This is a genomic window from Peribacillus sp. RS7 (genome assembly GCF_041956845.1).
GTDB lineage: Bacteria > Bacillota > Bacilli > Bacillales > DSM-1321 > Peribacillus.
On sequence record NZ_CP168135.1, the window covers coordinates 4,376,488 to 4,399,564 of the forward strand.

25 protein-coding genes are annotated in these 23,077 nt (G+C 40.2%); 20 read left to right on the forward strand and 5 right to left on the reverse strand.

The window, feature by feature from the left end; genetic code table 11:
• Positions 1-5 precede the first annotated feature (5 nt).
• From thiS to ACDZ29_RS21890, 3 genes are read left to right on the forward strand one after another with little or no spacing between them, the layout of a single operon-like run.
• Positions 6-209, forward strand: coding sequence for a sulfur carrier protein ThiS (thiS, locus tag ACDZ29_RS21880; protein WP_370014818.1), 204 nt, complete (start codon positions 6-8; stop codon positions 207-209).
• Position 210: 1 nt separating this feature from the next.
• On the forward strand, positions 211-978 hold the full coding sequence (locus ACDZ29_RS21885) for a thiazole synthase (protein WP_289324846.1): 768 nt from the start codon (positions 211-213) through the stop codon (positions 976-978).
• Positions 975-1,994: a thiazole biosynthesis adenylyltransferase ThiF gene (locus tag ACDZ29_RS21890; protein WP_375088647.1), complete on the forward strand. Its 1,020-nt coding sequence runs from the start codon at positions 975-977 to the stop codon at positions 1,992-1,994. Before ACDZ29_RS21885 ends, ACDZ29_RS21890 begins: the two co-directional genes overlap by 4 nt.
• A 191-nt stretch (positions 1,995-2,185) precedes the next feature.
• Here ACDZ29_RS21890 and ACDZ29_RS21895 read toward each other — a convergent pair whose 3' ends face one another.
• Positions 2,186-2,329: a small acid-soluble spore protein P gene (locus ACDZ29_RS21895; protein WP_083450736.1), complete on the reverse strand. Its 144-nt coding sequence runs from the start codon at positions 2,327-2,329 to the stop codon at positions 2,186-2,188.
• A 116-nt stretch (positions 2,330-2,445) separates the two neighbouring features.
• On the opposite strand from ACDZ29_RS21895, the gene ACDZ29_RS21900 reads away from it, so the two are divergent.
• Positions 2,446-2,709 carry a hypothetical protein gene (locus tag ACDZ29_RS21900; RefSeq protein WP_061462981.1) on the forward strand — a complete coding sequence of 88 codons (264 nt, stop codon included), beginning with the start codon at positions 2,446-2,448 and terminating at the stop codon, positions 2,707-2,709.
• A 117-nt stretch (positions 2,710-2,826) separates the two neighbouring features.
• Here ACDZ29_RS21900 and sspO read toward each other — a convergent pair whose 3' ends face one another.
• On the reverse strand, positions 2,827-2,979 hold the full coding sequence (sspO, locus tag ACDZ29_RS21905; protein WP_034312428.1) for a small acid-soluble spore protein O: 153 nt from the start codon (positions 2,977-2,979) through the stop codon (positions 2,827-2,829).
• Positions 2,980-3,364: 385 nt separating this feature from the next.
• Between sspO and acnA the strand changes: the two genes are divergently transcribed.
• From acnA to ACDZ29_RS21940, 7 genes are all read left to right on the forward strand, one after another.
• Positions 3,365-6,076, forward strand: coding sequence for an aconitate hydratase AcnA (gene acnA, locus ACDZ29_RS21910; RefSeq protein WP_289324850.1), 2,712 nt, complete (start codon positions 3,365-3,367; stop codon positions 6,074-6,076).
• 203 nt (positions 6,077-6,279) lie between these two features.
• The gene (locus tag ACDZ29_RS21915) at positions 6,280-6,813 is read left to right on the forward strand and encodes a TlpA disulfide reductase family protein (protein ID WP_370014824.1); all 534 of its coding nucleotides are present in this window, start codon (positions 6,280-6,282) and stop codon (positions 6,811-6,813) included.
• Between the two features lie 708 nt (positions 6,814-7,521).
• Complete coding sequence (locus tag ACDZ29_RS21920) at positions 7,522-7,650, forward strand: FbpB family small basic protein (protein ID WP_289324852.1); 129 nt, start codon at positions 7,522-7,524, stop codon at positions 7,648-7,650.
• Positions 7,651-7,789: 139 nt separating this feature from the next.
• Positions 7,790-7,933, forward strand: coding sequence for an acid-soluble spore protein N (locus ACDZ29_RS21925; protein WP_057275900.1), 144 nt, complete (start codon positions 7,790-7,792; stop codon positions 7,931-7,933).
• Positions 7,934-7,976: 43 nt separating this feature from the next.
• Positions 7,977-8,222 (forward strand): small acid-soluble spore protein Tlp, encoded by a 246-nt coding sequence (gene tlp, locus ACDZ29_RS21930; protein ID WP_289324853.1) that lies wholly within the window; start codon positions 7,977-7,979, stop codon positions 8,220-8,222.
• A 146-nt stretch (positions 8,223-8,368) separates the two neighbouring features.
• The gene (locus ACDZ29_RS21935) at positions 8,369-8,800 is read left to right on the forward strand and encodes a thioesterase family protein (RefSeq protein ID WP_289316625.1); all 432 of its coding nucleotides are present in this window, start codon (positions 8,369-8,371) and stop codon (positions 8,798-8,800) included.
• Positions 8,801-8,825: 25 nt separating this feature from the next.
• Complete coding sequence (locus ACDZ29_RS21940; RefSeq protein WP_289316624.1) at positions 8,826-9,119, forward strand: hypothetical protein; 294 nt, start codon at positions 8,826-8,828, stop codon at positions 9,117-9,119.
• Positions 9,120-9,156: 37 nt separating this feature from the next.
• Here ACDZ29_RS21940 and ACDZ29_RS21945 read toward each other — a convergent pair whose 3' ends face one another.
• Positions 9,157-9,453, reverse strand: coding sequence for a HesB/YadR/YfhF family protein (locus tag ACDZ29_RS21945; RefSeq protein WP_289324854.1), 297 nt, complete (start codon positions 9,451-9,453; stop codon positions 9,157-9,159).
• A gap of 88 nt (positions 9,454-9,541) precedes the next feature.
• On the opposite strand from ACDZ29_RS21945, the gene ACDZ29_RS21950 reads away from it, so the two are divergent.
• Positions 9,542-10,030, forward strand: a complete 489-nt coding sequence (locus tag ACDZ29_RS21950; RefSeq protein ID WP_375088648.1) for an NUDIX domain-containing protein — start codon at positions 9,542-9,544, stop codon at positions 10,028-10,030.
• Between the two features lie 302 nt (positions 10,031-10,332).
• On the forward strand, positions 10,333-10,557 hold the full coding sequence (locus ACDZ29_RS21955; protein WP_375088649.1) for a hypothetical protein: 225 nt from the start codon (positions 10,333-10,335) through the stop codon (positions 10,555-10,557).
• Positions 10,558-10,608: 51 nt separating this feature from the next.
• Here ACDZ29_RS21955 and ACDZ29_RS21960 read toward each other — a convergent pair whose 3' ends face one another.
• A complete protein-coding gene (locus tag ACDZ29_RS21960; protein WP_207438196.1) occupies positions 10,609-10,752 on the reverse strand; it encodes a YycC family protein in 144 nt (47 codons plus the stop codon).
• Positions 10,753-11,082: 330 nt separating this feature from the next.
• Between ACDZ29_RS21960 and ACDZ29_RS21965 the strand changes: the two genes are divergently transcribed.
• Complete coding sequence (locus ACDZ29_RS21965; RefSeq protein WP_375088650.1) at positions 11,083-12,381, forward strand: protoglobin domain-containing protein; 1,299 nt, start codon at positions 11,083-11,085, stop codon at positions 12,379-12,381.
• Between the two features lie 53 nt (positions 12,382-12,434).
• Here ACDZ29_RS21965 and plsY read toward each other — a convergent pair whose 3' ends face one another.
• Positions 12,435-13,022 carry a glycerol-3-phosphate 1-O-acyltransferase PlsY gene (gene plsY, locus ACDZ29_RS21970; RefSeq protein WP_289316620.1) on the reverse strand — a complete coding sequence of 196 codons (588 nt, stop codon included), beginning with the start codon at positions 13,020-13,022 and terminating at the stop codon, positions 12,435-12,437.
• A gap of 514 nt (positions 13,023-13,536) precedes the next feature.
• Between plsY and ACDZ29_RS21975 the strand changes: the two genes are divergently transcribed.
• The 6 genes from ACDZ29_RS21975 to ACDZ29_RS22000 all read left to right on the forward strand — a co-directional run bounded on the left by ACDZ29_RS21975 (position 13,537) and on the right by ACDZ29_RS22000 (position 23,072).
• On the forward strand, positions 13,537-13,944 hold the full coding sequence (locus ACDZ29_RS21975; protein ID WP_375088651.1) for a CoA-binding protein: 408 nt from the start codon (positions 13,537-13,539) through the stop codon (positions 13,942-13,944).
• 383 nt (positions 13,945-14,327) lie between these two features.
• On the forward strand, positions 14,328-16,313 hold the full coding sequence (gene parE / locus ACDZ29_RS21980; protein ID WP_289324859.1) for a DNA topoisomerase IV subunit B: 1,986 nt from the start codon (positions 14,328-14,330) through the stop codon (positions 16,311-16,313).
• Positions 16,303-18,747, forward strand: coding sequence for a DNA topoisomerase IV subunit A (gene parC / locus ACDZ29_RS21985; protein WP_289324860.1), 2,445 nt, complete (start codon positions 16,303-16,305; stop codon positions 18,745-18,747). The genes parE and parC overlap by 11 nt, the downstream gene beginning before the upstream one ends.
• 330 nt (positions 18,748-19,077) lie before the next feature.
• A complete protein-coding gene (locus ACDZ29_RS21990) occupies positions 19,078-20,679 on the forward strand; it encodes a long-chain fatty acid--CoA ligase (RefSeq protein ID WP_375088652.1) in 1,602 nt (533 codons plus the stop codon).
• 39 nt (positions 20,680-20,718) lie between these two features.
• Positions 20,719-21,870: an acyl-CoA dehydrogenase family protein gene (locus ACDZ29_RS21995; protein ID WP_289316615.1), complete on the forward strand. Its 1,152-nt coding sequence runs from the start codon at positions 20,719-20,721 to the stop codon at positions 21,868-21,870.
• A gap of 26 nt (positions 21,871-21,896) precedes the next feature.
• Positions 21,897-23,072: an acyl-CoA dehydrogenase family protein gene (locus tag ACDZ29_RS22000; RefSeq protein WP_375088653.1), complete on the forward strand. Its 1,176-nt coding sequence runs from the start codon at positions 21,897-21,899 to the stop codon at positions 23,070-23,072.
• Positions 23,073-23,077: the final 5 nt, after the last annotated feature.

Consider the following 23,077-nt stretch of genomic DNA (forward strand, 5'->3'; position numbering starts at 1 on the left):
ATGAATTGGAATTGATTATTAACGGGGAAAAAATACGGATACCTGCTGATGAATCAACAGTTACAGCGCTTTTGAAACACTTTAATTTACATCAAAAAGTAGTGATCGTTGAATTGAATGATGAAATATTAACAAAAGAAAATCTAAGTGAAACACTTTTGTCAAATGGAGACAAGGTCGAGATTGTACATTTTGTAGGAGGCGGATGAAATGTTAAAGATAGGTTCTTATGAATTTTCTTCAAGGTTATTATTAGGTACTGGGAAATATCCGAATTTCGATGTTCAAAAGCAATCAGTGGAGGTTTCAGAGACGGAAATATTAACGTTTGCGGTCCGGAGAATGAACATTTTTGAAGCCAGTCAGCCTAATTTCTTAGAAAAGCTTGATTTGAAAAAATATACACTCCTTCCCAATACAGCAGGAGCTAAAACGGCTAAAGAAGCAGTGCGTATAGCCCACCTTGCGAAGGCTTCAGGTTTATGTGACATGATTAAGGTAGAAGTCATAGGCTGTCAAAAAACCCTTCTGCCCGATCCGATTGAAACATTGAAAGCTGCTGAAGAATTAGTGAAACTGGGATTCACTGTATTACCCTATACCTCGGATGATGTGTTGCTTGCTAAACGCCTGGAAGAAGTGGGATGTCATGCAATCATGCCTGGTGCTTCACCGATTGGCTCTGGTCAAGGCATTATAAACCCACTGAACTTACGATTCATCATCGAACAATCAGAGATTCCGGTTATTGTTGACGCAGGGATTGGAACGCCCTCCGATGCGGCAATCGCCATGGAATTAGGGGCGGATGGCGTATTGCTTAACACTGCAGTCTCCGGAGCAAAAGACCCCGTCAAAATGGCGAAAGCAATGAAGCTTGCCATTGAAGCAGGTCGATTAGGGTATGAAGCAGGAAGAATTGAAAAAAATGAATACGCCATTGCAAGCAGTCCAGTTGAAGGAATGAGCATTGGATGAATGAACGTTATTCACGTCAAGAACTTTTTGGCCCTATAGGGGAAGAAGGGCAATTGAAAATTCGCAAAAAACACGTTTTAGTGATTGGAGCGGGTGCTCTTGGTACAGGAAGTGCGGAAGGCCTTGTACGAGCAGGAATTGGGAAGCTGACCATTGTAGACAGGGATTATGTGGAGTGGAGTAACCTTCAAAGACAACAGCTTTATTGTGAAGAAGATGCTGAAAAAAGAATACCGAAAGCAGTGGCAGCGAAGAATCGTTTGAATGCGTTAAATTCAGATGTTGCCGTAAAATCGCTTGTGGCGGATGTCTCGGTTGATGAACTGGCGAAGCTCGTTGAAGACGTGGATTTAATATTGGATGCCACTGATAATTTCGATACCAGGATGATCATTAATGATAGTGCACAAAAATATAAAATACCCTGGATTTACGGAGCCTGTGTTGGGAGTTATGGGATAAGTTACACGGTGATTCCAGAGGTGACCCCATGTTTGAATTGTTTGCTTGAAACGGTTCCAATTGGAGGGCTGACCTGTGATACGGCTGGGATCATTAGCCCTGCCGTTCAAACGGTCGTTGCCCATCAAATGGCGGAAGCATTAAAAATCCTTGTCGAAGATTATGCATCCCTTAGAAACAAGATCGTATCATTCGACCTTTGGAAAAATGAGCACTCGTCCATTGATGTAACGAAATTAAAAAAAGACAGTTGTTTGTCATGCGGGGAAAATCGTACTTATCCACATCTTTCCTTTTCAAATCAAACAAAGACTGCCGTATTATGCGGGAGGGATTCTGTCCAGATCCGGCCGGCGATGAAACTTGAAAGAGACCTAGCGGAACTGGAAAAAAATCTTCTTGCACAAGGTGGGAAAATCGTTAGAAATCCTTATTTACTTTCATTTACGAACGGAAACCATCGGTTGGTTATTTTTAAAGATGGACGGGCATTGATCCATGGAACTAAAGATATTGCAGAAGCCAAAACATTATATCATCGTTATGTTGGGTGAAGAAAACGAGAATGGCACTGACCTGATATGAACAAGCGTATTAATGAAAGAGATGCCAAATGAATTTGGCATTATAATAGGAAGTTATCGAACATTCTTCTTGCGACTTGATTGCAGTGAAAACATAAAACGAAAGCGGTGCTGCCCATTCGGGCGGCACCGCTTCGCTTTGGATCGATTATATAAGCAGCTTACATATCATGACTGCTATTATGCTTCTGACGGGAGTGCTGTCTATTTTTTACCTTATGAGAACCGCTTAACGGTGCAGGTTGACCTGGGTTATTTCCTTTAGGTGCATTTTTTCGAATATCTTTACCATCATTTTTGTTCATGTGCGATCCCTCCTACTACTTAAGATAATCAGTCCGTGAAATTTTATTCACATACATATATTTGCAAACCTCGTACATGCTATGGATGGACACTATATTTAAGGAGCTGAACCCAAATGCAGGATAAACAGGATAAGCGAAGGACTTTCCAGGAAGCCCAGCAAAGTTATCAACAAGTATTTGATGTATACTCATCGATCGAGAAAAACGCACCGAATTACGGAACGGAATTGAAACATGTGAAGCAGGAAGTGAATGAGGCCTATCAGCAAATACAATCTGCTTTAGTCACCGCTTCCGAGCATCAGAGAGAACAATTGAAGCAATTCGAGCAGGATATTCAGGCTATCGTCAATGAGGTCAATTCAGAGGACTATTGAGTGCCTAGGTCTATCGGGATTTTCCTGATTTTTATAATGGAATAGGCTTTTTGAAAAGAGCAGTACATCTGCAATTTCAAAAAGCCTATCCTATTTAAAGCCTAGAAAAGAAGGAAATCATTGGTTTTTCTTTCTTTTTTTATTATTTTGCCTTTGCATTTCCGATAATGGGGGTTCATTTCCCAGTTCATCATTGTAACCTGCTCCATTACCTTGCGCTTTTGCAGCATTCATTCCTGGTATAACATGATTTGCCTTTTGTTTTGTCATTTCGACACCTCCACACATAGAATGTGATAATGCGGAATGATTATGTATGTATGACTAATATGTTTTACTGGTATAATTTATCAGGCCGTAAATGGTAGTATTTTCAATGAAAACCACGTTAGTAAGGCTTCCTAAATGCACTTTAACATGTGGGGAATTTTTTTCTATAAGAGAAACTTATCAAAAACAATAACTTTCTTGTTATTTACTTATACTCATTTCTATATTAGTATTAAGTTGAAGGAAGAGTTAGGGTGGGAGAAGAGAGAGAAAATTCGACAAACTAACTTTTTTATTTATATTTATAGTAAACATGGTTTCAGTGAACCAGGTTTTACTTTTATGTGCAGAATAAGTTCTGACAGTTTAATAGGGGGTAATATTCATGACGAAAAATGACGTATACCAAGCGCGTAAGTCCTTTGAAATTGAAGGAAAACGCTACAACTACTACAGCCTAGACGCTATTGAAAAAGCAGGGGATGGCCAAGTATCACGCCTTCCATATTCCATCAAAGTATTACTTGAAGCGGTACTTCGCCAAGTAGACGGAAGAGTCATCACAAAAGAACACGTTGCGAACCTTGCTAAATGGGGAACAAGCGAGCAACAAGATATAGATGTTCCGTTCAAGCCATCACGTGTAATCCTACAAGATTTCACTGGTGTTCCAGTTGTTGTGGATTTAGCTTCTCTACGTAATGCATTCGCAGCACTTGGTGGAGATCCAGACAAAATCAACCCGGAAATTCCGGTTGACCTTGTAATTGACCACTCTGTTCAAGTTGATAAAGCAGGTACAATGGATTCCCTTGATGCCAATATGGATCTTGAATTCGAACGTAATGCAGAGCGTTACCAGTTCCTAAGCTGGGCTCAAAAATCATTCAACAACTATCGTGCAGTTCCACCGGCAACTGGTATCGTTCACCAAGTTAACCTTGAGTACCTTGCGAACGTGGTTCATGCTGTTGAAACTCCAAACGGCGACTTCGAAGTATTCCCTGATTCTGTCTTCGGTACAGATTCACATACTACAATGATCAACGGTATTGGTGTTCTTGGTTGGGGTGTCGGCGGTATCGAAGCAGAAGCAGGCATGCTAGGACAACCTTCTTACTTCCCGGTTCCAAAAGTAGTTGGTGTTAAATTGACTGGCCAACTTCCTAAAGGTACAACAGCTACTGACCTTGCATTGAAAGTGACACAAGTTCTTCGTGCACACGGCGTAGTTGGTAAATTTGTTGAGTTCTACGGCCCAGGAGTAGGGTACCTTCCACTTGCTGACCGTGCAACAATCGCTAACATGGCTCCTGAATACGGTGCTACAGTTGGTTTCTTCCCTGTTGATGCAGAAGCGATCGATTACATGCGTTTAACAGGCCGTGATGAAAAACAAATTAAAGTGGTTGAATCTTACTGCAAAGAAAATGGATTGTTCTACTCTCCTGAAAACGAAGATCCAGCATACAATGATGTTGTGGAAATCGACCTTTCAGCAATTGAACCAAACCTTTCAGGCCCTAAACGCCCGCAAGATTTGATTCCACTTTCTCAAATGAAATCATCTTTCCATGACGCTATCAATGCACCTATGGGTAACCAAGGTTTTGGCATGGACAATTCCGAATTGGATAAAGAAGTAACTGTTAAATTTGCCGATGGTAAAGAAACGGTAATGAAAACAGGTGCGATTGCAATTGCTGCAATCACAAGCTGTACCAACACTTCTAACCCGTACGTAATGCTTGGAGCAGGTCTTATTGCTAAAAAAGCAGTTGAAAAAGGCTTGACTGTTCCGGATTATGTAAAAACATCATTGGCACCAGGTTCTAAAGTTGTTACTGGTTACCTTCGTGATGCAGGTCTTCAACCATACCTTGATCAATTAGGATTCAACGTAGTTGGTTACGGCTGTACAACATGTATCGGTAACTCAGGTCCATTGGCGGACGAAATCGAAGCAGCAGTTGCTGAAGCAGATCTTCTAGTAACTTCAGTACTTTCCGGTAACCGTAACTTTGAAGGTCGTATTCATCCACTAGTGAAAGCAAACTATCTTGCTTCTCCAACTTTGGTTGTTGCATATGCACTTGCTGGTACTGTGGACTTCGATCTTAACAATGATTCACTTGGTAAAGACAAAGATGGTAACGATGTATATCTTGCTGATATCTGGCCATCACAAGAAGAAGTTAACGCTGCTGTTAAAGCAACAGTTACACCGGAATTATTCCGTAAAGAATACGAAACAGTATTCAACGATAACAAACGTTGGAATGAAATCCAAACAAGCAACGAAGCGATTTATGCTTTCGATTCTAAATCAACATATATTCAAAATCCTCCATTCTTTGAAGGATTATCACCAGAACCAGGTTCAGTTAACCCACTTTCCGGTTTGCGTGTAGTAGGTAAATTCGGTGACTCAGTTACAACTGACCACATTTCTCCTGCAGGTGCAATCGGTAAAGATACACCAGCTGGTATCTACCTTCGTGAAAACGGTGTGAAACCGCGTGACTTTAACTCTTACGGTTCTCGTCGTGGTAACCACGAAGCGATGATGCGCGGAACGTTCGCAAACATCCGTATCCGTAACCAAGTTGCTCCAGGTACAGAAGGTGGATACACAACTTACTGGCCAACAGGCGATGTAATGGCTATCTATGATGCTTGTATGAAATACAAAGCTGATGGAACAGGTCTTGCAGTCATTGCTGGTAAAGACTATGGTATGGGAAGCTCTCGTGACTGGGCTGCGAAAGGTACTAACCTTCTTGGCATCAAAACAGTCATCGCTGAAAGCTTTGAACGTATTCACCGTTCTAACCTTGCGTTAATGGGTGTTCTTCCACTTCAATTCAAAGAAGGCGAAAACGCTGAAACACTTGGATTGACTGGTAAAGAAGCGATTGCAGTTAAAATCGACGAAACGGTTAAACCACGTGATATCGTAACAGTTACTGCTACTGATGAAGCTGGAAACGTAAAAGAATTTGATGTACTTGTTCGTTTCGATTCCGAAATCGAAATCGATTACTACCGTCACGGTGGTATCCTTCAAATGGTATTACGCAATAAATTAAAAGGCTAATTTCTGCTTAGGAAGCGGTAAACCTACTTGATAGGTTTACCGCTTTTTTTGTGTCAAGTTTATGAAAACAGGGGATAACATGATAAGATGATAGGAATTTCACTTTTCCGACTGTCCATTTATTGATAAGATGGAATAGGGAAGTAGTTCTATTTCTGGAAATGGACTAATATTTTTATTGTGATGGGACTAGGGGGACGAGTATGCTTAAAAAAATTATTGCCTCGGTTGTCTTACTGTCACTCTTTACGATAGCGATCGTGCAGGCGATGGATAATGAACCGAAGGAAAATGATGAAAAAGATTCACTGGGCGGATTGAAAATTGGAGCTAAAGCACCGAATTTCTCCCTAAAAACTTTGGATGGGAAACAAGTTGAATTATCGGATTATAAGGGGAAAAAGGTAATGCTGAATTTTTGGGCAACGTGGTGCCCGCCTTGTAAGAAGGAAATGCCGGATATGGAGAAATATACACAACAAGCGGGTGATGATGTTGTTGTTCTTGCTGTCAATATAGACCCGGAAAATGATGTACAATCCTTTGTAGACAATAATGGAATTACTTTTACCATACCGCTGGATAGTCAAAGTGCAAAAAATCCAGTGAATGAGCGCTATAAGATTCTTAGTATTCCGACAACTTACTTCATCGACAAAAAAGGCATTATCAGGAACAAGGTAATTTCAGCCATGCAACTTAAAGATATGGAACGTAACATCAATAGCATGCAATAGCGAAACCTTTTTGAGGTTCAGTTAGTTTGTCTACAAAAGGTGGCTTGGAATGGTCATATCCCAAACCACTTTCACGATTCTTTGACTACGCAATCATAAATGAAAGAAAAATCAATGGCAGCTTCCATTTTTCGGACACATGGTTCGGGGACGCAATATAGTCTAAAGCGAGGATCTCATTTGGTATCATTGGATATTATCATATTGGTTACCTCGAGGGGATTATTACTTAAATCAAAATTTGGTTTTACTCCATGACCTTTTACTGATTTAAATGGGTTGAAATAAACCCTCACAAGATTGAAGAATATTTGCGAGACTCCTTCCGAATAGCTGGCTAGCCAAGACCCCAATGACGCTTGCGGCGAGGCAGAAAGTCGGCGGAAGGGAGCGGATTTCTCTTCAACAAACTCTAGGTAAACTCAATATTCTTCGAGATTGAATATGCTCCAGCGGAACCTTTATGAGGTTCCGTTTTTTGTAATGTTAACAAAGTTGTCAAAAGTTAATGGAAAAATCAAAAAAAATAAAAAAATATGGTTAATGTTCATGAAAAAAGGGTTAAAGTATAGAGAGTGAAGTAATGGAATTTTTATCGGATTAAAAATCTGATAATTATGACAATTTATGGTTTGAGACCATATAGTCATAATTTTACATTAATTTGGCAATGCTGAATAATATACTAAATATAAGTAGGTGAAAACCATGAAAAAAAGAAAAAGGACATTTGAAGAATTAATTAAAGAAAACAAAAAAGAATTGCTGATGGACCTGGAACAAATGGAAAGACTTGAGGAACGTCTTGAAAAAAAACATATGCAAAAGGCTGAATAAGTTTTGCAAAATATTTCGAAATAAGAGTCAGTGCCATGAAGGTCCCTTCAAAGTGCTGGCTCTTTTTTTTGGATTTTTCAAAAACTGGCATTCATGAATTTCCTCTTTTATATCCATGATAAGAGAAGGAGGCGATAGAATGGGTAATCCAAAAAAAGATTCCAAACACTTTAGACCAAGCCATCTGGGGACACAACCAATAGCAGCAGGTGGGAATAACGGGAAGAAAATGCAGGACAAATCAGGGAAACACCCTCAAGTCATTCAAACTAAAGGTGAGTAATCGTAATAATATTATGTAAACAAAATAACATGAGGTGAAATTAATGGGCTCATATAAGCACAATCAGGATAACCGTTTGGATAATGTTGAAAAAATTCAGGATGCGATTCAAAATACAGAAGAAAACATAGTCGCAGCAAATGAAACGTTATCATTCTCTTCAGGGGCGGAAAAAGAGGCAATTAAGGACAAAAATGAACGAAGAAGAAAGAGCATTGATGGGATGAAGGAAGAAATGCAAGAAGAGCAAGAAGCACGGGAAAGCGGTTATAGTAACGATAATATTTAGCAAATGGGTAATGGGGAGAAAGAGGCGCGAAATCTTTCTCCCCTTCTTTATATTGCGAAGCAGACCGTTGAAACAGCTTAAATGAAATTTGAATAGTTATTATGGTAAAATGTTTATTGCAATAGACATGAAAGTGGGGAAACAAAATGTTCATAGCAGAAAACGAAATTGAAGTGCGGTATGCAGAGACGGATCAAATGGGTGTCGTTTACCATGCGAATTATTTTATATGGATGGAACTGGGCAGGACAAAATTGATAAATGATTTAGGTTTTTATTATGCTGATATGGAAGCGGATGGCATCCTCTCACCTGTTATGGATATTCAGGCTTCGTATAAAACCCCTGTCCGATATGGTGATAAGGTAAAGGTTAAAACCTGGATTGAAAAGTATGACGGCTTACGGGTCATTTATGGATATGAGATCGTTAATGGGAAAAATGAAGTGGCGGCTACAGGTCATTCTTCTCACGTTTGCGTTAAAAAGGAGAGCTTCCGCCCGATATCCATTAAACGCATGTTTCCTGATTGGCATGAGGCCTATGAAAAAAATAAAAAGCAGGATGAATTGGTTTAATAACAATTATTGAGGTGATCAAGAAATGGCTTTTGGGATTAAACGGGTAGACGTCGTAACCTGGAAACAGCGAATCGATCAAGGCCAAATAGCTTTTTTAACTCATTATTGGATCGATGACCGATTTCCTGGTTGCAAGACGGTTACAAAAGTGGGCTGCAAAGATTTAGGGCGTTTATCGGAGTGGGGTAAGAAATATGGCCTTAAAAAAGAGTGGATTCACCACAGGAAGGATGGTTACTCTCATTTCGATCTTCTAGGGGACAAGCAAAAGGAAATTCTTGAGGCAGAAGAAATTAAAGAGCGTCTGCTCGATTGAAACAAGAAAAAACAGCAGTTTACACCGCTGCGCATTGTCAAGCACCTTTTTCATAGTGAAATTCAGGTTCAGACAGTTTTTCGTTAAAGGTAATAATTAAATCATGGCCATCAAAGTACCAGATATCTTTCTCTTCTACATAGAAATTAATCTTATTCAATGTTGTTACGGCTCCTGTAGTTTCTGGTTCTTCTTGCATGATACCTAATGAAAAGCCGCTTTGGACGGAACTATGTCCACCATATCTTACATAAAAGCGCAAATGAGAGCCTTCTTGAAGCCCCAGTTCATCAATATACCACTTAGCTGCTTGATCGGAAATGGTAAGTTTCATAAAATTCTCCTTCCTGAGGTTCGTTATTTAAGTATAAAGTAATTATGAAGTAGATGCGAATAATGTGCGTTTTAGAAAGGAAACAACTATGGAGATCATATATAATATTTGTTTCATAACTCGAAAAATATCCAACGAAGTTGAAGTGTTGATGCTATTTCGCAAAAAGAATCCGAATAGGCATAAATGGAATGGAGTAGGTGGGAAATTAGAACAAGGTGAAACCATCGATGAATCGATGGAGCGCGAAATTCTTGAAGAAACTGGATTGAAGGTCAAGGGGTTGGCCTTTCGAGGGATTGTGACATGGAATCAAACGGGTGGAATGTATGTTTACCGAGCTGAAGATGCCTGGGGCGTGCTTGATGCCTGTGATGAAGGAGAACTTGCCTGGAAGCCATATCAATGGGTTATGGAGGCAGATGAAGTGGTGTCCAATATAAAGTATTATCTAAAAGATATTTTACAGGATGACCCACCACTGGAATTTGCCTGTATCTATGAAAATGAACACTTAATATCCGTCAAAAAGAAGCCTTTGCCTGATTTGGCAAAAGAATTGACTCTCACCATTTGAAAACCGCCAATGTGCGGTTTTTTTGCCGTATTCCGATTAGTAAGCTATATATCAAAAAGTGGCATAGGAGTACTCAGAATATAGGTACAATTAATGAGTTAAGGAAGATATATATCATATAAAAAGGATAAAACCGAAAAACTATATGGTATGAAGATATAGCGATAATACCATCTATTTAATTACCTTATATAGAGAATGCTGCTGATTTGCGGAAAACGGAGCTGTTAAAAGGGAGTAGGGATATGGTGTTGCTTTCATTATTATCATTATTAGCCTAAAAGGATATGTAAGGGTATGAGATGATTGTAAAGCTCAAACAGTTATTAAGTGATGGTTATTTACATTATAAAGAAGGGATGCTTTACCCAGCTTTAAGAAGGCGGGAAGAGAAAGAGAAATTAAAAAGACTTGCGGGATTCTTTAGAAGGATCGAAAAGGAAATACTATTATCCGACGAAATTTGGTGTTACCCAGTTTCAAGGTCAATGGAAGGAATGGAACGGATTTCAATAACTAATCAGTAAGGTCGTTTCCAAAACATATGGACACACAAAAATAGCTGCAGATTCCTGCAGCTATTTTGTATTTTCTTTTGCTTCAGCTTCTGCAAGCTTTCTCAGCAAGATTGGGGTAGGCATATGCATGATTTGCTCTAAAGGCAAGTTAAGCGACTTGGATAACTTTAATGCCGTTTCCGGTGATATTTGCAATGGCTTCATGGCACTTTCTCCTATCGATGGTTATTAGCTAGTTCCAGTGTAGCCTTTGTTCTACAATTATACAATCCTTACTTGACCATTTCTCGATCAAATAAAATCCATGCTTTACATATGAATGGAAGTTATCGTAAGAATTTTCAGTATATTTTACCTTGACATAGAGTGTGGTTGAAGGCAGAATAGGATAAGTGGTAGTCCGGATGGACTATAAATACCATTTGTAATTCATGTATTTTTATTTAATATCAATAAAACGGGTACAAAGATTCATGTTGATTTGATGGTTAAGATTGGCCTTATCGCGAATTACATGATCAGGGGGAGTAGGAAATGGGGATTTTCACGAAAGCTAAGCCGGAAAAAGCAATCTGGCTGCAAAAGGCAAAAGAGACGGATGGTATATTGGATGTAAGCAGTGAACAGGTGAGACTTCAGGTAAATATCATTGATTTAAAAGAATTCGATTTAAAGCTGATTCATGCTTTTAGGGAGGCAATCGAACCTAAGGTCGAAAGTGTTGTGGATTCCTTTTACCAAACGATTCTGCAGGTTCCGGAATTGAAAGGGATAATCACGGAGCACAGTACAGTGGAAAAATTGAGAAAAACGTTAATTTCTCATATGCTATCATTATTCAATGGTGTGATCGACGATGAATTTGTTGCATTGCGAACGAAGGTGGCGAAGACTCATTATCGAATTGGATTAGAGCCACGTTGGTATTCATCCGGTTTTCAAAATGTACAGAATTTTTTGCAAAAGATTGTCTTTGAGCAAACCAAGAATGAAGAAGAGCAGCGTGCATTGATATCAGCGATAGGAAAAATACTCAATCTCGAACAGCAGTTAGTCATTGAAGCCTATGAAGCGGAAAATTTAAAAGCAAGGGAAAATAAATACAAAGAAATCAAGGAGGAAGTGAAAAAGAAAATCTCATTGATTAGTGAAGAAGTACTATTATTAAGTAAAGAAACGGATGTATCCGTTAAACAATTGATAGAAAATGGGCATTTTGTCAAAGCGCAGATCGCAATGCGTGCTAATCTATCACTTCGTTCAAGAACGATAGCTGAAGAGGGTCAGGATCGTATGCAGATCATGACGGAAAAGATACAAAACCTTGTTATATTCATGAAAAATGTTGATGAAAACATCGGTTTGTTAAACCAATCCTTCCTAACCATTACCGAGTTTGTAAAGCTTGTACAGGGGATAGCCGACCAGACAAATTTACTCTCATTGAACTCAGCCATCGAGGCAGCACGTGCAGGTGAACATGGTAAAGGATTTGCAGTTGTTGCGAATGAAGTCAGGAAGCTTGCTGAACAGACTAAAACTTCAATCACTGAAATAGATGCAATCGTCCATACTTCCGGTGAATATATGAAAGAAGTTGTTGAATCAGTCCAAAGGGTCAAGGCGGTCGTTCAAGCAGGAGAGGAAGAATCTGAGTTAACCGAAAAGGCCTTCAATGAAATAATCGGAGTGATCGAAGGGAATATAACGGATTCAAATGAAATGGAAAGGACAATTCAGGAATTAGTATCAGTCATCCAGGAAATCGGAAACTCTACGGAAAAGGTGTCAGGGCATGCCAGTATACTGAATAACACGGCAAATCAACTGTAGAATGGAAATAAGCCCGTGTATAAGGGCTTATTTCGATGGACATTATGATCCTGTTACAACCATTTTACTTTTGGTTCAGTTTTATTGATAATCCGCTTGATGTTTGCACGATGCCGGTAAAAAATGAAAATCGTTAATATACCGATTACAATAATAAGCGGCCAATCCCCGGCATGAAACACTAAACTGTAGATGAGAGCAAGTAGAGAAGCAATCATGGAAGAAAGCGAGACATATTTGGATATGTATAAGGATATAAAGAATATGATAACGGCAAAGACAAAAAACAATGGTTCATAAGCAAGAATGACACCAGCTGAAGTTGCCACCGCTTTCCCGCCACGAAAGTTAGCGAAAATGGGAAACATATGACCGATGACTGCAAAAACGCCGGCTAGCAATAAATGCATTTCCACGCCTAACAAGTACGGAAGAAACGTTGCTAGGGTACCCTTAAGTATATCCATGATGGTAACGGTAAGCCCTGCTTTGACACCTAGTGTCCTGAAGGTATTTGTGCCGCCTAGATTTTTACTGCCATGCTCCCGAATGTCGATTTTGTAAAAGGTTTTACCTATTATTAAACCGGAAGGAATCGAACCGATCAGGTAGGCTGACAGTAGAGTGATAAATGTAAACATTCTATGACCCTTTCTTTAAAGAAAAATCTTCTTTTTTATCACGTTTAAGAAGCTGATTATTCCTTTTTTCAAAAATAAACGTGTAGAAATAGCTAAAAACAGCCTTAAAATACCTGTTAAGCTTCTCTTATTGTAACATTTTCGTGACAAAATGGTACGGCTGTCCAAAAAAAAATCCACTGAAAAAATGAATTTTCCTTGATGATCTTATATCTTTTGATATACGTTAAGTTCATGAAGGGTTAAAGGTTTACGCTTCCTTATTTTCGTGAATATAAATTGATGGAAGCCTCTTTGTATATATTATTACAATACGTGGTAGTCTGTATGAACAGAAAGACAGTTAAGATAAGTTAAGTGGGTCACACCTTTTCGAAACATATTCTTTCTTGTATAATGGTCTTTCTTAATAAAGGTAATAAACAGCTTTTCTCTTAATTAATACCCGTGTTAAGGAATACTCTATATGCTATGCAAATATTACACTTTATTATAAAGGGGATTGAAAAGAATAATGGAGAATCCAAGCAGAGAAGAAATGGGTCAGATGTTGAAAAAATCAAAGCGCATCGCTGTCGTTGGTTTATCAAATAACCCTGAGCGAACTTCTTATATGGTATCAAAGGCCATGCAGGAAAGCGGTTATGAAATCATCCCGGTAAACCCTGCTGTATCTGAAGTGCTAGGTGTCAAGGCTGTAAAAGCCCTGAAAGATATTGAAGGGCACATTGATATCGTCAATGTTTTCCGCCGTTCAGAGTTCCTTCCAGAGATTGCTAAGGAATTTGCAGAAATCGATGCTGATATCTTTTGGGCACAGCTAGGAGTGGAAAATGAAGAAGCCTATAATTTTTTAAAAGAAAAAGGATATACTGTCATCATGAATCGATGCATTAAAGTCGAACACGCCCTTACTAAGTAAAATGAAAAGAGCGAAATTCCGCTCTTTTTTAAGGATGGCAGTGTCTCAACCAGAGAAATAGTGGGGATTGAGCTTCAGGGCAAATTTAAGCCATTTAAGCTTAATTTGATTAAAATAGTAAAAGTATATTTGCCAAATGAAAATTTACCGCTACAATTAGAAAGGTAGCTATGATACGTTTTCAAAAAAGTGACCAGTTCCAAACAAAGGTGCTAACGCTAATAAAAGGGACGAAAAAAATAGAACACTTGTTCTTTGTTCGTGAAAGTATTATACTTTTTATATGATATTAACGTATGAATGAATTTGTTAAGCTAGTGAGTCATTTCATTGCAGTATGATTTGGCCCGGAAATTGTGTTTAGTAAGGAAAGGGGAATTTCTGTGGCAAAGAAAGTAAAAACAATCGAGTACAATGATGATGCAATTCAGGTACTGGAAGGACTCGAAGCGGTCAGAAAACGTCCCGGTATGTATATCGGCAGTACTGATGCACGCGGACTTCATCATTTAGTGTACGAGATTGTCGATAACTCCGTAGATGAGGCTTTGGCTGGATATGGAGACCAAATTAGTGTGAAAATACATAAAGATAACAGTGTAAGTGTGTCAGATAAAGGCCGTGGAATGCCTACCGGTATGCATAAATTGGGTAAACCGACGCCTGAAGTCATTTTGACGATTCTTCATGCCGGGGGTAAATTTGGACAAGGCGGTTATAAAACGAGTGGAGGCCTTCATGGGGTTGGTGCTTCGGTCGTTAACGCGTTGTCTGAATGGCTTGTCGTGACGATCAAAAGGGACGGGTTCATCTACGAACAACGTTTTTTCAATGGCGGCAAGCCGGAAACCACCCTGGAGAAAATCGGTAAAACCAATCAAGCTGGTACCAAAATCCACTTCAAGCCCGATCCAAAAATATTTTCGGTGACAACGTTCAATTATGATATCCTATGTGAGCGTCTTCGCGAATCAGCTTTTCTTTTAAAAGGCATGAAGATAGATTTGACGGATGAACGAAACGATCATAATGAAACTTTTCACTATGAAAATGGAATTGAAGCGTTTGTGGATTACTTAAATGAGGAAAAAGAGACCCTCCATAGTGTAGTCAGCTTAGAAGGGGAACAAAATGGGATAGAAGTCGATCTCGCCTTTCAATTCAACGATGGGTATTCAGAAAATATTTTAAGCTTTGTAAATAACGTTCGAACAAAAGACGGCGGCACCCATGAGATTGGCGCAAAAACGGCCATGACACGGGCATTTAATGATTATGCCAGAAAAATGGGGCTATTGAAGGAAAAAGATAAAAACCTCGAAGGTACCGATATACGTGAAGGCTTGTCTTCAATAATTTCTGTTCGTATCCCAGAAGAACTTCTTCAATTCGAAGGACAAACCAAGAGCAAGCTTGGAACTAGTGAAGCCCGTTCTGCAGTCGATTCCATCGTGTCAGAGCACTTAGCCTACTTTTTTGAAGAAGATCCGACCACGAGTACACTATTGGTTAAAAAAGCGATTAAAGCGTTCCAGGCCCGGGAAGCTGCGCGCAAAGCCCGTGAAGATGCAAGAAGCGGAAAGAAACGGAAAAAATCTGACGCCATCCTTTCAGGGAAATTGACACCAGCTCAATCGAAAAATCCCGAACGGAATGAATTATATCTCGTGGAAGGGGACTCTGCTGGAGGATCCGCAAAACAAGGGCGCGATCGCCGATTCCAAGCAGTACTGCCATTACGGGGTAAAGTTATCAATACGGAAAAGGCAAAACTAGCGGATATTTTTAAAAACGAGGAAATAAATACGATCATCCATGCTATCGGTGGAGGTGTCGGGGCGGAGTTCAATACGCCGGACACCAACTATGATAAAGTTATCATCATGACTGATGCCGATACGGATGGTGCCCATATCCAAGTGCTGCTGCTGACTTTCTTTTATCGCTATATGAAGCCGTTGATAGAGGCAGGAAAGGTTTACATTGCCTTGCCCCCTTTATATAAAGTGAGTAAAGGGACCGGGAAGAAAGAAGTCATTGAATATGCTTGGAGCGACGAGGAACTTCAGGGAGCGATAGATAAGGTAGGGAAAGGCTATATGATTCAGCGCTATAAAGGGCTGGGTGAGATGAATGCCGATCAATTATGGGATACCACCATGAACCCGGAAACTAGGACATTGATACGTGTGAAGATCGATGACGGTGCCCGTGCAGAAAGACGAGTGACAACGTTGATGGGAGATAAGGTCGAACCGCGCCGTAAATGGATTGAAGCCAATGTCGCTTTTGGTCTCGAAGAGGAATCGAATATTTTAGATAATGAAAATATGTCGATTGAAGAGGAGGTCAATAACGATGGTATTTGAAGAAACGTTTCGAGATTTGCCGCTAGAAGAGGTAATTGGGGACCGCTTCGGGCGTTATAGTAAATATATTATCCAGGATCGGGCACTGCCGGATGCAAGGGACGGATTAAAGCCAGTTCAGCGCAGGATATTGTATGCGATGCATGTAGAAGGAAATACACAGGAAAAAGGATTTAGGAAATCTGCAAAAACGGTCGGTAATGTAATTGGTAACTATCATCCTCATGGCGATTCATCTGTTTATGAGGCAATGGTCCGGATGAGCCAAGACTGGAAGCTGCGAAAGGTCATGGTTCAAATGCACGGAAACAACGGTAGTATTGATGGTGATCCGCCTGCTGCGATGAGGTATACAGAAGCAAGGCTATCATCGATTGCCTCCGAGATGTTACGAGATATTGAAAAAAGGACGGTCGATTTTGTACCGAACTTCGATGATACTTCGGAAGAACCTATTGTTTTGCCAGCGATGTTTCCTAACTTGCTTGTAAACGGATCCACAGGAATTTCTGCCGGTTATGCCACTGAAATCCCGCCACATCAAATAGGTGAAGTCATTGATGCTGCCATTATGCGAATCGATAAGCCTGAAGCAACAGTCGCTGATTTAATGACGGTCATTAAGGGGCCGGATTTCCCTACAGGCGGTATCATTCAAGGAATTGAAGGCATTCGTAAAGCCTATGAAACAGGTAAAGGGAAAATAATCATTCGCGGGTTGGCGGAAGTTGAAACGATTCGCGGCGGCAAACAGCAAATCGTCATCACTGAAATCCCTTATGAAGTCAATAAAGCGAACCTTGTTAAGAAAATGGATGAGTTCCGTCTTGACCGGAAAGTGGAAGGTATCGCTGAAGTAAGGGATGAAACGGACCGTACAGGACTGCGTATCGTCATTGAACTGAAAAAGGAAGCGGATGCCAATGGCGTCCTGCATTATTTATATAAAAATTCCGATCTTCAAATTGCTTACAATTTTAATATGGTCGCGATTTATAAAAAGCGGCCGACATTGATGAGCCTGCCAAAAATGCTAGATGCTTATATCGATCACCGTAAAGAGGTAATCGTGAACCGCTCCCGTTATGAGTTGCAAAAAGCTCATGACAGGGCACATATTGTCGATGGTTTAGTGAAGGCTTTATCTATATTGGATGAAGTCATCGCTGTAATCCGTGCCTCTAAAGATAAACGGAATGCCAAAGATAATCTCATCGCTAATTTCGCATTTACAGAAGCTCAAGCTGAAGCCATTGTCTCCTTACAGTTATATAGGCTGACAAATACGGATATTACAGCGCTTGAAGCAGAGGCAGCGGAATTGAAGAACAAAATTGAGGAATTGACCAAGATTCTTGGCAGTGAAAAAGTTCTTTTTCAAGTTATAAAAAAAGAACTTCGATTCATTAAAAAAGGTTTTGATGACGGCCGGCGTTCCAAAATCGAAAAAGAAATTGAAGAAATCAAAATTAATCTTGAAGTCTTGATTGCGAGTGAAGATGTGATGGTGACCGTGACGAAAGAAGGCTATGTCAAACGGACTTCATTACGGTCTTATGCAGCATCAGGCGGTCTTGATTTTGGCATGAAGGATTCCGATCGCCTGCTCCAGAGGCTGGAGATGAATACGACAGATGTCCTGTTACTGTTCACATCAAAAGGAAACTTCCTCTATTGTCCAGTTCATCAGCTTCCTGATATTCGTTGGAAGGAAACCGGTCAGCATATCGCGAACATCATACCTATCGACAGGGAAGAACAAATCATAAAAGCGATTCCTATCAAAGATTTCACCCTGCCGCAATTCTTAGTGTTCATCACTAAAAATGGTATGGTGAAAAAGACTGAAATAGCTTCCTACAAAGCCCAGAGACATTCAAAACCACTGGTCGGTGTCAATTTAAAAGGTGATGATGAACTGGTCGATGTCCATCATACCGATGGACAGGCAGACCTTTTCCTAGTCACGCATAATGGCTATGGTTTATGGTTTGATGAAGAAGAAGTAAGTGTTGTAGGTGTCCGGGCAGCAGGAGTAAAAGGGATTAATTTGAAAGAGGATGACTATGTCATTGGCGGTAAGGTTTTAGCCAAGGATAGTAAAGAATCAATCCTTATCGTTACCCAGCGCGGAGCCATCAAGAAAATGAAATTAACCGAGTTTGAGAAAACGAGCCGGGCAAAACGCGGTGTCGTGGTCTTGAGGGAATTGAAATCGAATCCTCATAGGGTCATTGGATTTGATACCATCAACAAAACTGATAGTCTATTCATTCTTTCCGAAAAGGGAACCATTGAAACGATCCACGCCGCTTCATTAAAGAATCATGATCGATACACGAATGGATCATTTGTTTTTGATGAAACGGTTAGTGGAAAAGCGAAAGAACTGTGGAAGATATCATTGGAAGATGACTCCGCCATAGAGCAGTGAATCATTTTTTTAAAGGGATGCTGATCATGATCAGCATCCCTTTTTATTTTTTTCACAAAAGAACAGTCCTATAAGAAAATAATCCCCGCATATCCCCATTACAGGTTGAGTCCTTTTACGAGAGTAACCTTTTAAGTCAAAAATGACTTATTGAGTCAATTTTAAATCCTAGCATTGCGAGCCATATATTTCTAATGGGACAACAAATAATTCAATTTTGAATTTTAATATTAACAGAATCTACATAACATAACGATTTATTTTTGGCACACTCCTTGCATATTGTTAGTATGACTTCTTTATTTTTTGAATGAAGAAAGGGGAGGACCAATGGATAGACCTTGGAAAAAGCATATCCCGCCCGGAAATCCAATGGAGATTGATATTCCTGAAATGTCTTTAACAGAACTATTTTATCAATCAGTCGAACAATATTCGGATAAAACAGCGGTTACGTTCATGGAGCAAAGGTATACATATTCAGAGTTAGGGAACTTAGTGAAAAAATGTGCCCGCTTGCTTGCTGATGAAGGGATTAAAAAGGGGGATCGTGTGGCTCTTATGCTTCCTAATTGTCCCCAATATCCGATTGGTTTTTTCGGAACTCTTTTGAATGGAGCAATAGTTGTCCAAATCAATCCGATGTATAAGCAAAACGAATTAATACATGTCCTGAAAGACTCAGGTGCAAGGCTCATCATTGTGCTCGACGAATTATTGCCAATAGTTGAAGCCGTAATGGCTGAAACCGATGTTGAAAAGATGTTGTGTGTGTCTCTGGAAAAAGGTAAATGTGAAATGATAAAAAAGCTGCTATCAGTAACAGAGGCGGATTTCACAGTGTGGATTGAACCCTCCGAAGATGTCGCCGTTCTCCAATATACAGGAGGAACGACAGGGCGTTCTAAAGGGGCGATGCTAACCCATGGTAATATCGTTGCGAATACGCTGCAAAGTGCAGCTGCTTCAAGAATAAATACTCAAAAGGGGAAGGAAAGGGTACTTGGAGTTTCCCCATTATTTCATGTTTACGGGATGACTTCAGGGATGAACCTGACATTTTATAATGGTGGAGAATTAATTCTTGTATCCCGGTTTGAGGTGACGGAAATCGTCGATATTATCAATAAACTTAAACCGACCATTTTTCCAGGGGTACCAACGATGTATATTGCTTTATTACAATATTACCAGTCCCAACCATTTGATTTGCATACATTGAAATCTTGCGTTTCAGGTTCGTCACCATTGCCATTGAATGTATTGTCAAGGTTTAACGAATTGAGTGGAACAAAGATTGCAGAGGGCTATGGCCTGTCCGAGGCGTCACCAGTCACTCACCGAAATCCAGTTAGCGGTCTCCAGAAATCTGGAAGTATCGGGATTCCTTTACAGAATACTGATGCCGCCATAATTGACAGTATTACAGGAGAACCATCCCTCATGGTTGATACACCAGGTGAATTGGTCATAAAGGGTCCACAGGTAATGAAAGGCTATTGGGGCATGCCTGAAGAGACGCGAAATACGATTCAAAACGGATGGCTTCATACCGGTGACATTGCCAAGATGGATGAAGATGGCTTCTTTTACATTGTGGGACGCAAGAAAGAAATGATCATCGCAGGCGGATTCAATATTTATCCAATTGAAATTGAAGATATTCTCTACAGCCATCCTAAGGTTCTTGAAGCTGCCGTCTTTGGCGTTCCCGATCAATATCGCGGTGAAACGGTACATGCTGCGGTAGTTTTAAAGCCAAGTGAAAGGATAACTGAAAACGAGTTGAAAGATTATTGCCGAAAACAGCTCGCTGCCTTTAAAGTCCCAAAAATAATCACATTTGAAAGTGAACTTCCGAAGACAGCGGTCGGTAAAATCTTGAAACGCAAGCTTCAAGAAAAACATATCGCTTATTCGGATAAAATATGAAAGCGTTAACAATCAATTCGCAGATAAAGGGGAATGCAAATGGACTTTCGCTTAGATGAAGACATCCTGCTATTAAAAGAAAATATAAGACAGTTTATCGAAGAGCAAATCGATCCTTTTTCCATGCAGATAGAGGATGAAGATCATATACCGGAATCGATCATTAATTTATCGAAGGAAATCGGGTTATTCGGACTTAGTATCCCGGAAAAGTATGGTGGGCTCGGAATCGGAATGGTAGGGAAATGTGCTTTATATGAGGAAATCGGCAAAACACATAATGGATATACCACTCTGATTGGGGCCCACACAGGTATAGGGACAGTAGGGATAGTTGAAATGGGCAATGAAATGCAAAAGGAAAAGTATCTTCCAGATATGGCAAGCGGTAATAAAATTGGCGCATTTGCTTTAACTGAGCCTGCAGCGGGGTCCCATGCGACGAATCTCAAAATGACTGCTGTCAAAAGTGGCGATAAGTATATCCTAAATGGGACTAAGCATTATATAACGAATGCAGATGTAGCGGATATTTTTACAGTTATGGCCGTAACGGACAAAGATAAAGGGGCAAAAGGAATCACTTCATTCATAGTAGAAAAGGATTTTCCTGGTTTTAGAGTTGGTAGCCTGGAAAGGAAAATGGGACTACGAGGCTCACATTCGGCCGAATTGGTTTTTGAAGATTGCGAGGTTCCGGCTGAAAATGTACTGGGGGACGTTGGTCAAGGGTATGTAAATGCATTGAAAATCCTTGCAAATGGCCGGGCAGGCCTTGCGGCACGAAATTTGGGGTCCTGTCAATACCTGCTGGATCTATCTACTAAATATGCCACTGAACGTGAACAATTCGATGTTCCTATCATTGATCATCAAGCCGTATCTCATATGATTGCCGAGATGGCAATGGAAATAGAAGCACTTCGCTCATTCACATACCGTGTCGCATGGATGGTCGATCAGAAAGAAAAAATCATTAAAGAAGCGGCAATGCTTAAGTTGTATGGTTCAGAAGTATATAATCGTGTCGCTGATAAGGCCGTTCAGATTCATGGCGGGATGGGATACATGAAGGATTATCCAGTTGAACGTTTCTATCGGGATGCCCGAATCACTAGAATATATGAAGGCACATCCGAAATCCAAAAAAATATCATTACTGGGCAATTGAAGAGAAAATATCAAAACTAGTCTAATTGGAAAGTGGAGGGGTTAAAATGGATTTACGATTATCGGATGAACAAAAAATGGTACAAAAAACAATACGCAAGTTTGTGGAAAATGAATTGATTCCCTTGGAAAATGAAGTACTACGGAATGAAATGGCTGGAAAACCTAGTTTACCAGAGGGGACATTAAAAGAATTACAGGAAAAAGCAAAAAAAGCTGGGTTTTGGGGCATCAATACTCCGGAGGAATTTGGTGGGGCAGACTTAGGACAGCTTATGATGGCCATTGTCTTGATGGAAGTATCAAAAACGTTTGTACCATTCAGCTTTGGAGGTTCGGCGGACAATATTCTTTATTATGGAAATGAAGAACAGAAAAAGAAATATCTGATCCCTACGATTAACGGGGAGAAAAAGACCTGTTTTGCCATGACGGAGCCGGGAGCAGGGTCCGATACGCGAAATATTAAAATGACGGCAGTAAAAGAAGGGAACGAATGGGTGCTTAACGGGGAAAAAACTTTCATTACAGGAGGAAACGATGCCGATTTCGTCATGGTCATTGCTGTAACCGACAAAGAAAGTCATCAAGCAACCGGAACGGAAGGGGTAACTTGTTTCATTGTAGACCGTGATATGGGCTGGAGATCAGAATATATCAATACGATGGGAGAATGGGGACCGGCCGGTTTGGTTTTTGATAATGTCAGGGTACCTGAAGAAAACATTTTAGGGGAAGTGCATGGCGGTTATAAACTAGGCTTGGAATGGATTGGGTTTGCAAGATGGATTGTGGGGGCGCGCGCTGTCGGTTCTGCAGAAAGATTGCTGCAAATGGCTATAGAATACGCTAAAGAACGTGTTACATTCGGTAAACCGATTGCTGAGCGACAGGCCATTCAATGGCAGATTGCTGATTCGGCTGTAGAAATCGAAGCTGCAAGATGGCTTGTTTTGAATGCAGCTTTCACACTTGATAATGGAGAAGACAATCGCCATTTAGCTTCAATGGCTAAACTCTATGGAGCGAATATGGGGAATCGGGTCGTTGATCGCGTATTGCAGATACACGGTGGCATGGGTTATACGAAGGAGCTTCCTATTGAACGTTGGTACCGTGAGGCTAGGCTTTGGAGGATTTATGATGGCACGGATGAAATACAGCGGATGATCATTTCCCGAAATTTGATTAAGGGACATGTTAAATTAGGACAATTCTTATAATAGAT

Bases quoted from the DNA above. Each gene is read 5' to 3' on its own strand.
- ACDZ29_RS21885 (WP_289324846.1), top strand. From the start codon at position 211: ATGTTAAAGATAGGTTCTTATGAATTTTCTTCAAGGTTATTATTAGGT.
- ACDZ29_RS21890 (WP_375088647.1), top strand. From the start codon at position 975: ATGAATGAACGTTATTCACGTCAAGAACTTTTTGGCCCTATAGGGGAA.
- ACDZ29_RS21895 (WP_083450736.1), bottom strand. From the start codon at position 2,329: ATGAACAAAAATGATGGTAAAGATATTCGAAAAAATGCACCTAAAGGA.
- ACDZ29_RS21900 (WP_061462981.1), top strand. From the start codon at position 2,446: ATGCAGGATAAACAGGATAAGCGAAGGACTTTCCAGGAAGCCCAGCAA.
- sspO (WP_034312428.1), bottom strand. From the start codon at position 2,979: ATGACAAAACAAAAGGCAAATCATGTTATACCAGGAATGAATGCTGCA.
- acnA (WP_289324850.1), top strand. From the start codon at position 3,365: ATGACGAAAAATGACGTATACCAAGCGCGTAAGTCCTTTGAAATTGAA.
- ACDZ29_RS21915 (WP_370014824.1), top strand. From the start codon at position 6,280: ATGCTTAAAAAAATTATTGCCTCGGTTGTCTTACTGTCACTCTTTACG.
- ACDZ29_RS21920 (WP_289324852.1), top strand. From the start codon at position 7,522: ATGAAAAAAAGAAAAAGGACATTTGAAGAATTAATTAAAGAAAACAAA.
- ACDZ29_RS21925 (WP_057275900.1), top strand. From the start codon at position 7,790: ATGGGTAATCCAAAAAAAGATTCCAAACACTTTAGACCAAGCCATCTG.
- tlp (WP_289324853.1), top strand. From the start codon at position 7,977: ATGGGCTCATATAAGCACAATCAGGATAACCGTTTGGATAATGTTGAA.
- ACDZ29_RS21935 (WP_289316625.1), top strand. From the start codon at position 8,369: ATGTTCATAGCAGAAAACGAAATTGAAGTGCGGTATGCAGAGACGGAT.
- ACDZ29_RS21940 (WP_289316624.1), top strand. From the start codon at position 8,826: ATGGCTTTTGGGATTAAACGGGTAGACGTCGTAACCTGGAAACAGCGA.
- ACDZ29_RS21945 (WP_289324854.1), bottom strand. From the start codon at position 9,453: ATGAAACTTACCATTTCCGATCAAGCAGCTAAGTGGTATATTGATGAA.
- ACDZ29_RS21950 (WP_375088648.1), top strand. From the start codon at position 9,542: ATGGAGATCATATATAATATTTGTTTCATAACTCGAAAAATATCCAAC.
- ACDZ29_RS21955 (WP_375088649.1), top strand. From the start codon at position 10,333: ATGATTGTAAAGCTCAAACAGTTATTAAGTGATGGTTATTTACATTAT.
- ACDZ29_RS21960 (WP_207438196.1), bottom strand. From the start codon at position 10,752: ATGAAGCCATTGCAAATATCACCGGAAACGGCATTAAAGTTATCCAAG.
- ACDZ29_RS21965 (WP_375088650.1), top strand. From the start codon at position 11,083: ATGGGGATTTTCACGAAAGCTAAGCCGGAAAAAGCAATCTGGCTGCAA.
- plsY (WP_289316620.1), bottom strand. From the start codon at position 13,022: ATGTTTACATTTATCACTCTACTGTCAGCCTACCTGATCGGTTCGATT.
- ACDZ29_RS21975 (WP_375088651.1), top strand. From the start codon at position 13,537: ATGGAGAATCCAAGCAGAGAAGAAATGGGTCAGATGTTGAAAAAATCA.
- parC (WP_289324860.1), top strand. From the start codon at position 16,303: ATGGTATTTGAAGAAACGTTTCGAGATTTGCCGCTAGAAGAGGTAATT.
- ACDZ29_RS21990 (WP_375088652.1), top strand. From the start codon at position 19,078: ATGGATAGACCTTGGAAAAAGCATATCCCGCCCGGAAATCCAATGGAG.
- ACDZ29_RS21995 (WP_289316615.1), top strand. From the start codon at position 20,719: ATGGACTTTCGCTTAGATGAAGACATCCTGCTATTAAAAGAAAATATA.
- ACDZ29_RS22000 (WP_375088653.1), top strand. From the start codon at position 21,897: ATGGATTTACGATTATCGGATGAACAAAAAATGGTACAAAAAACAATA.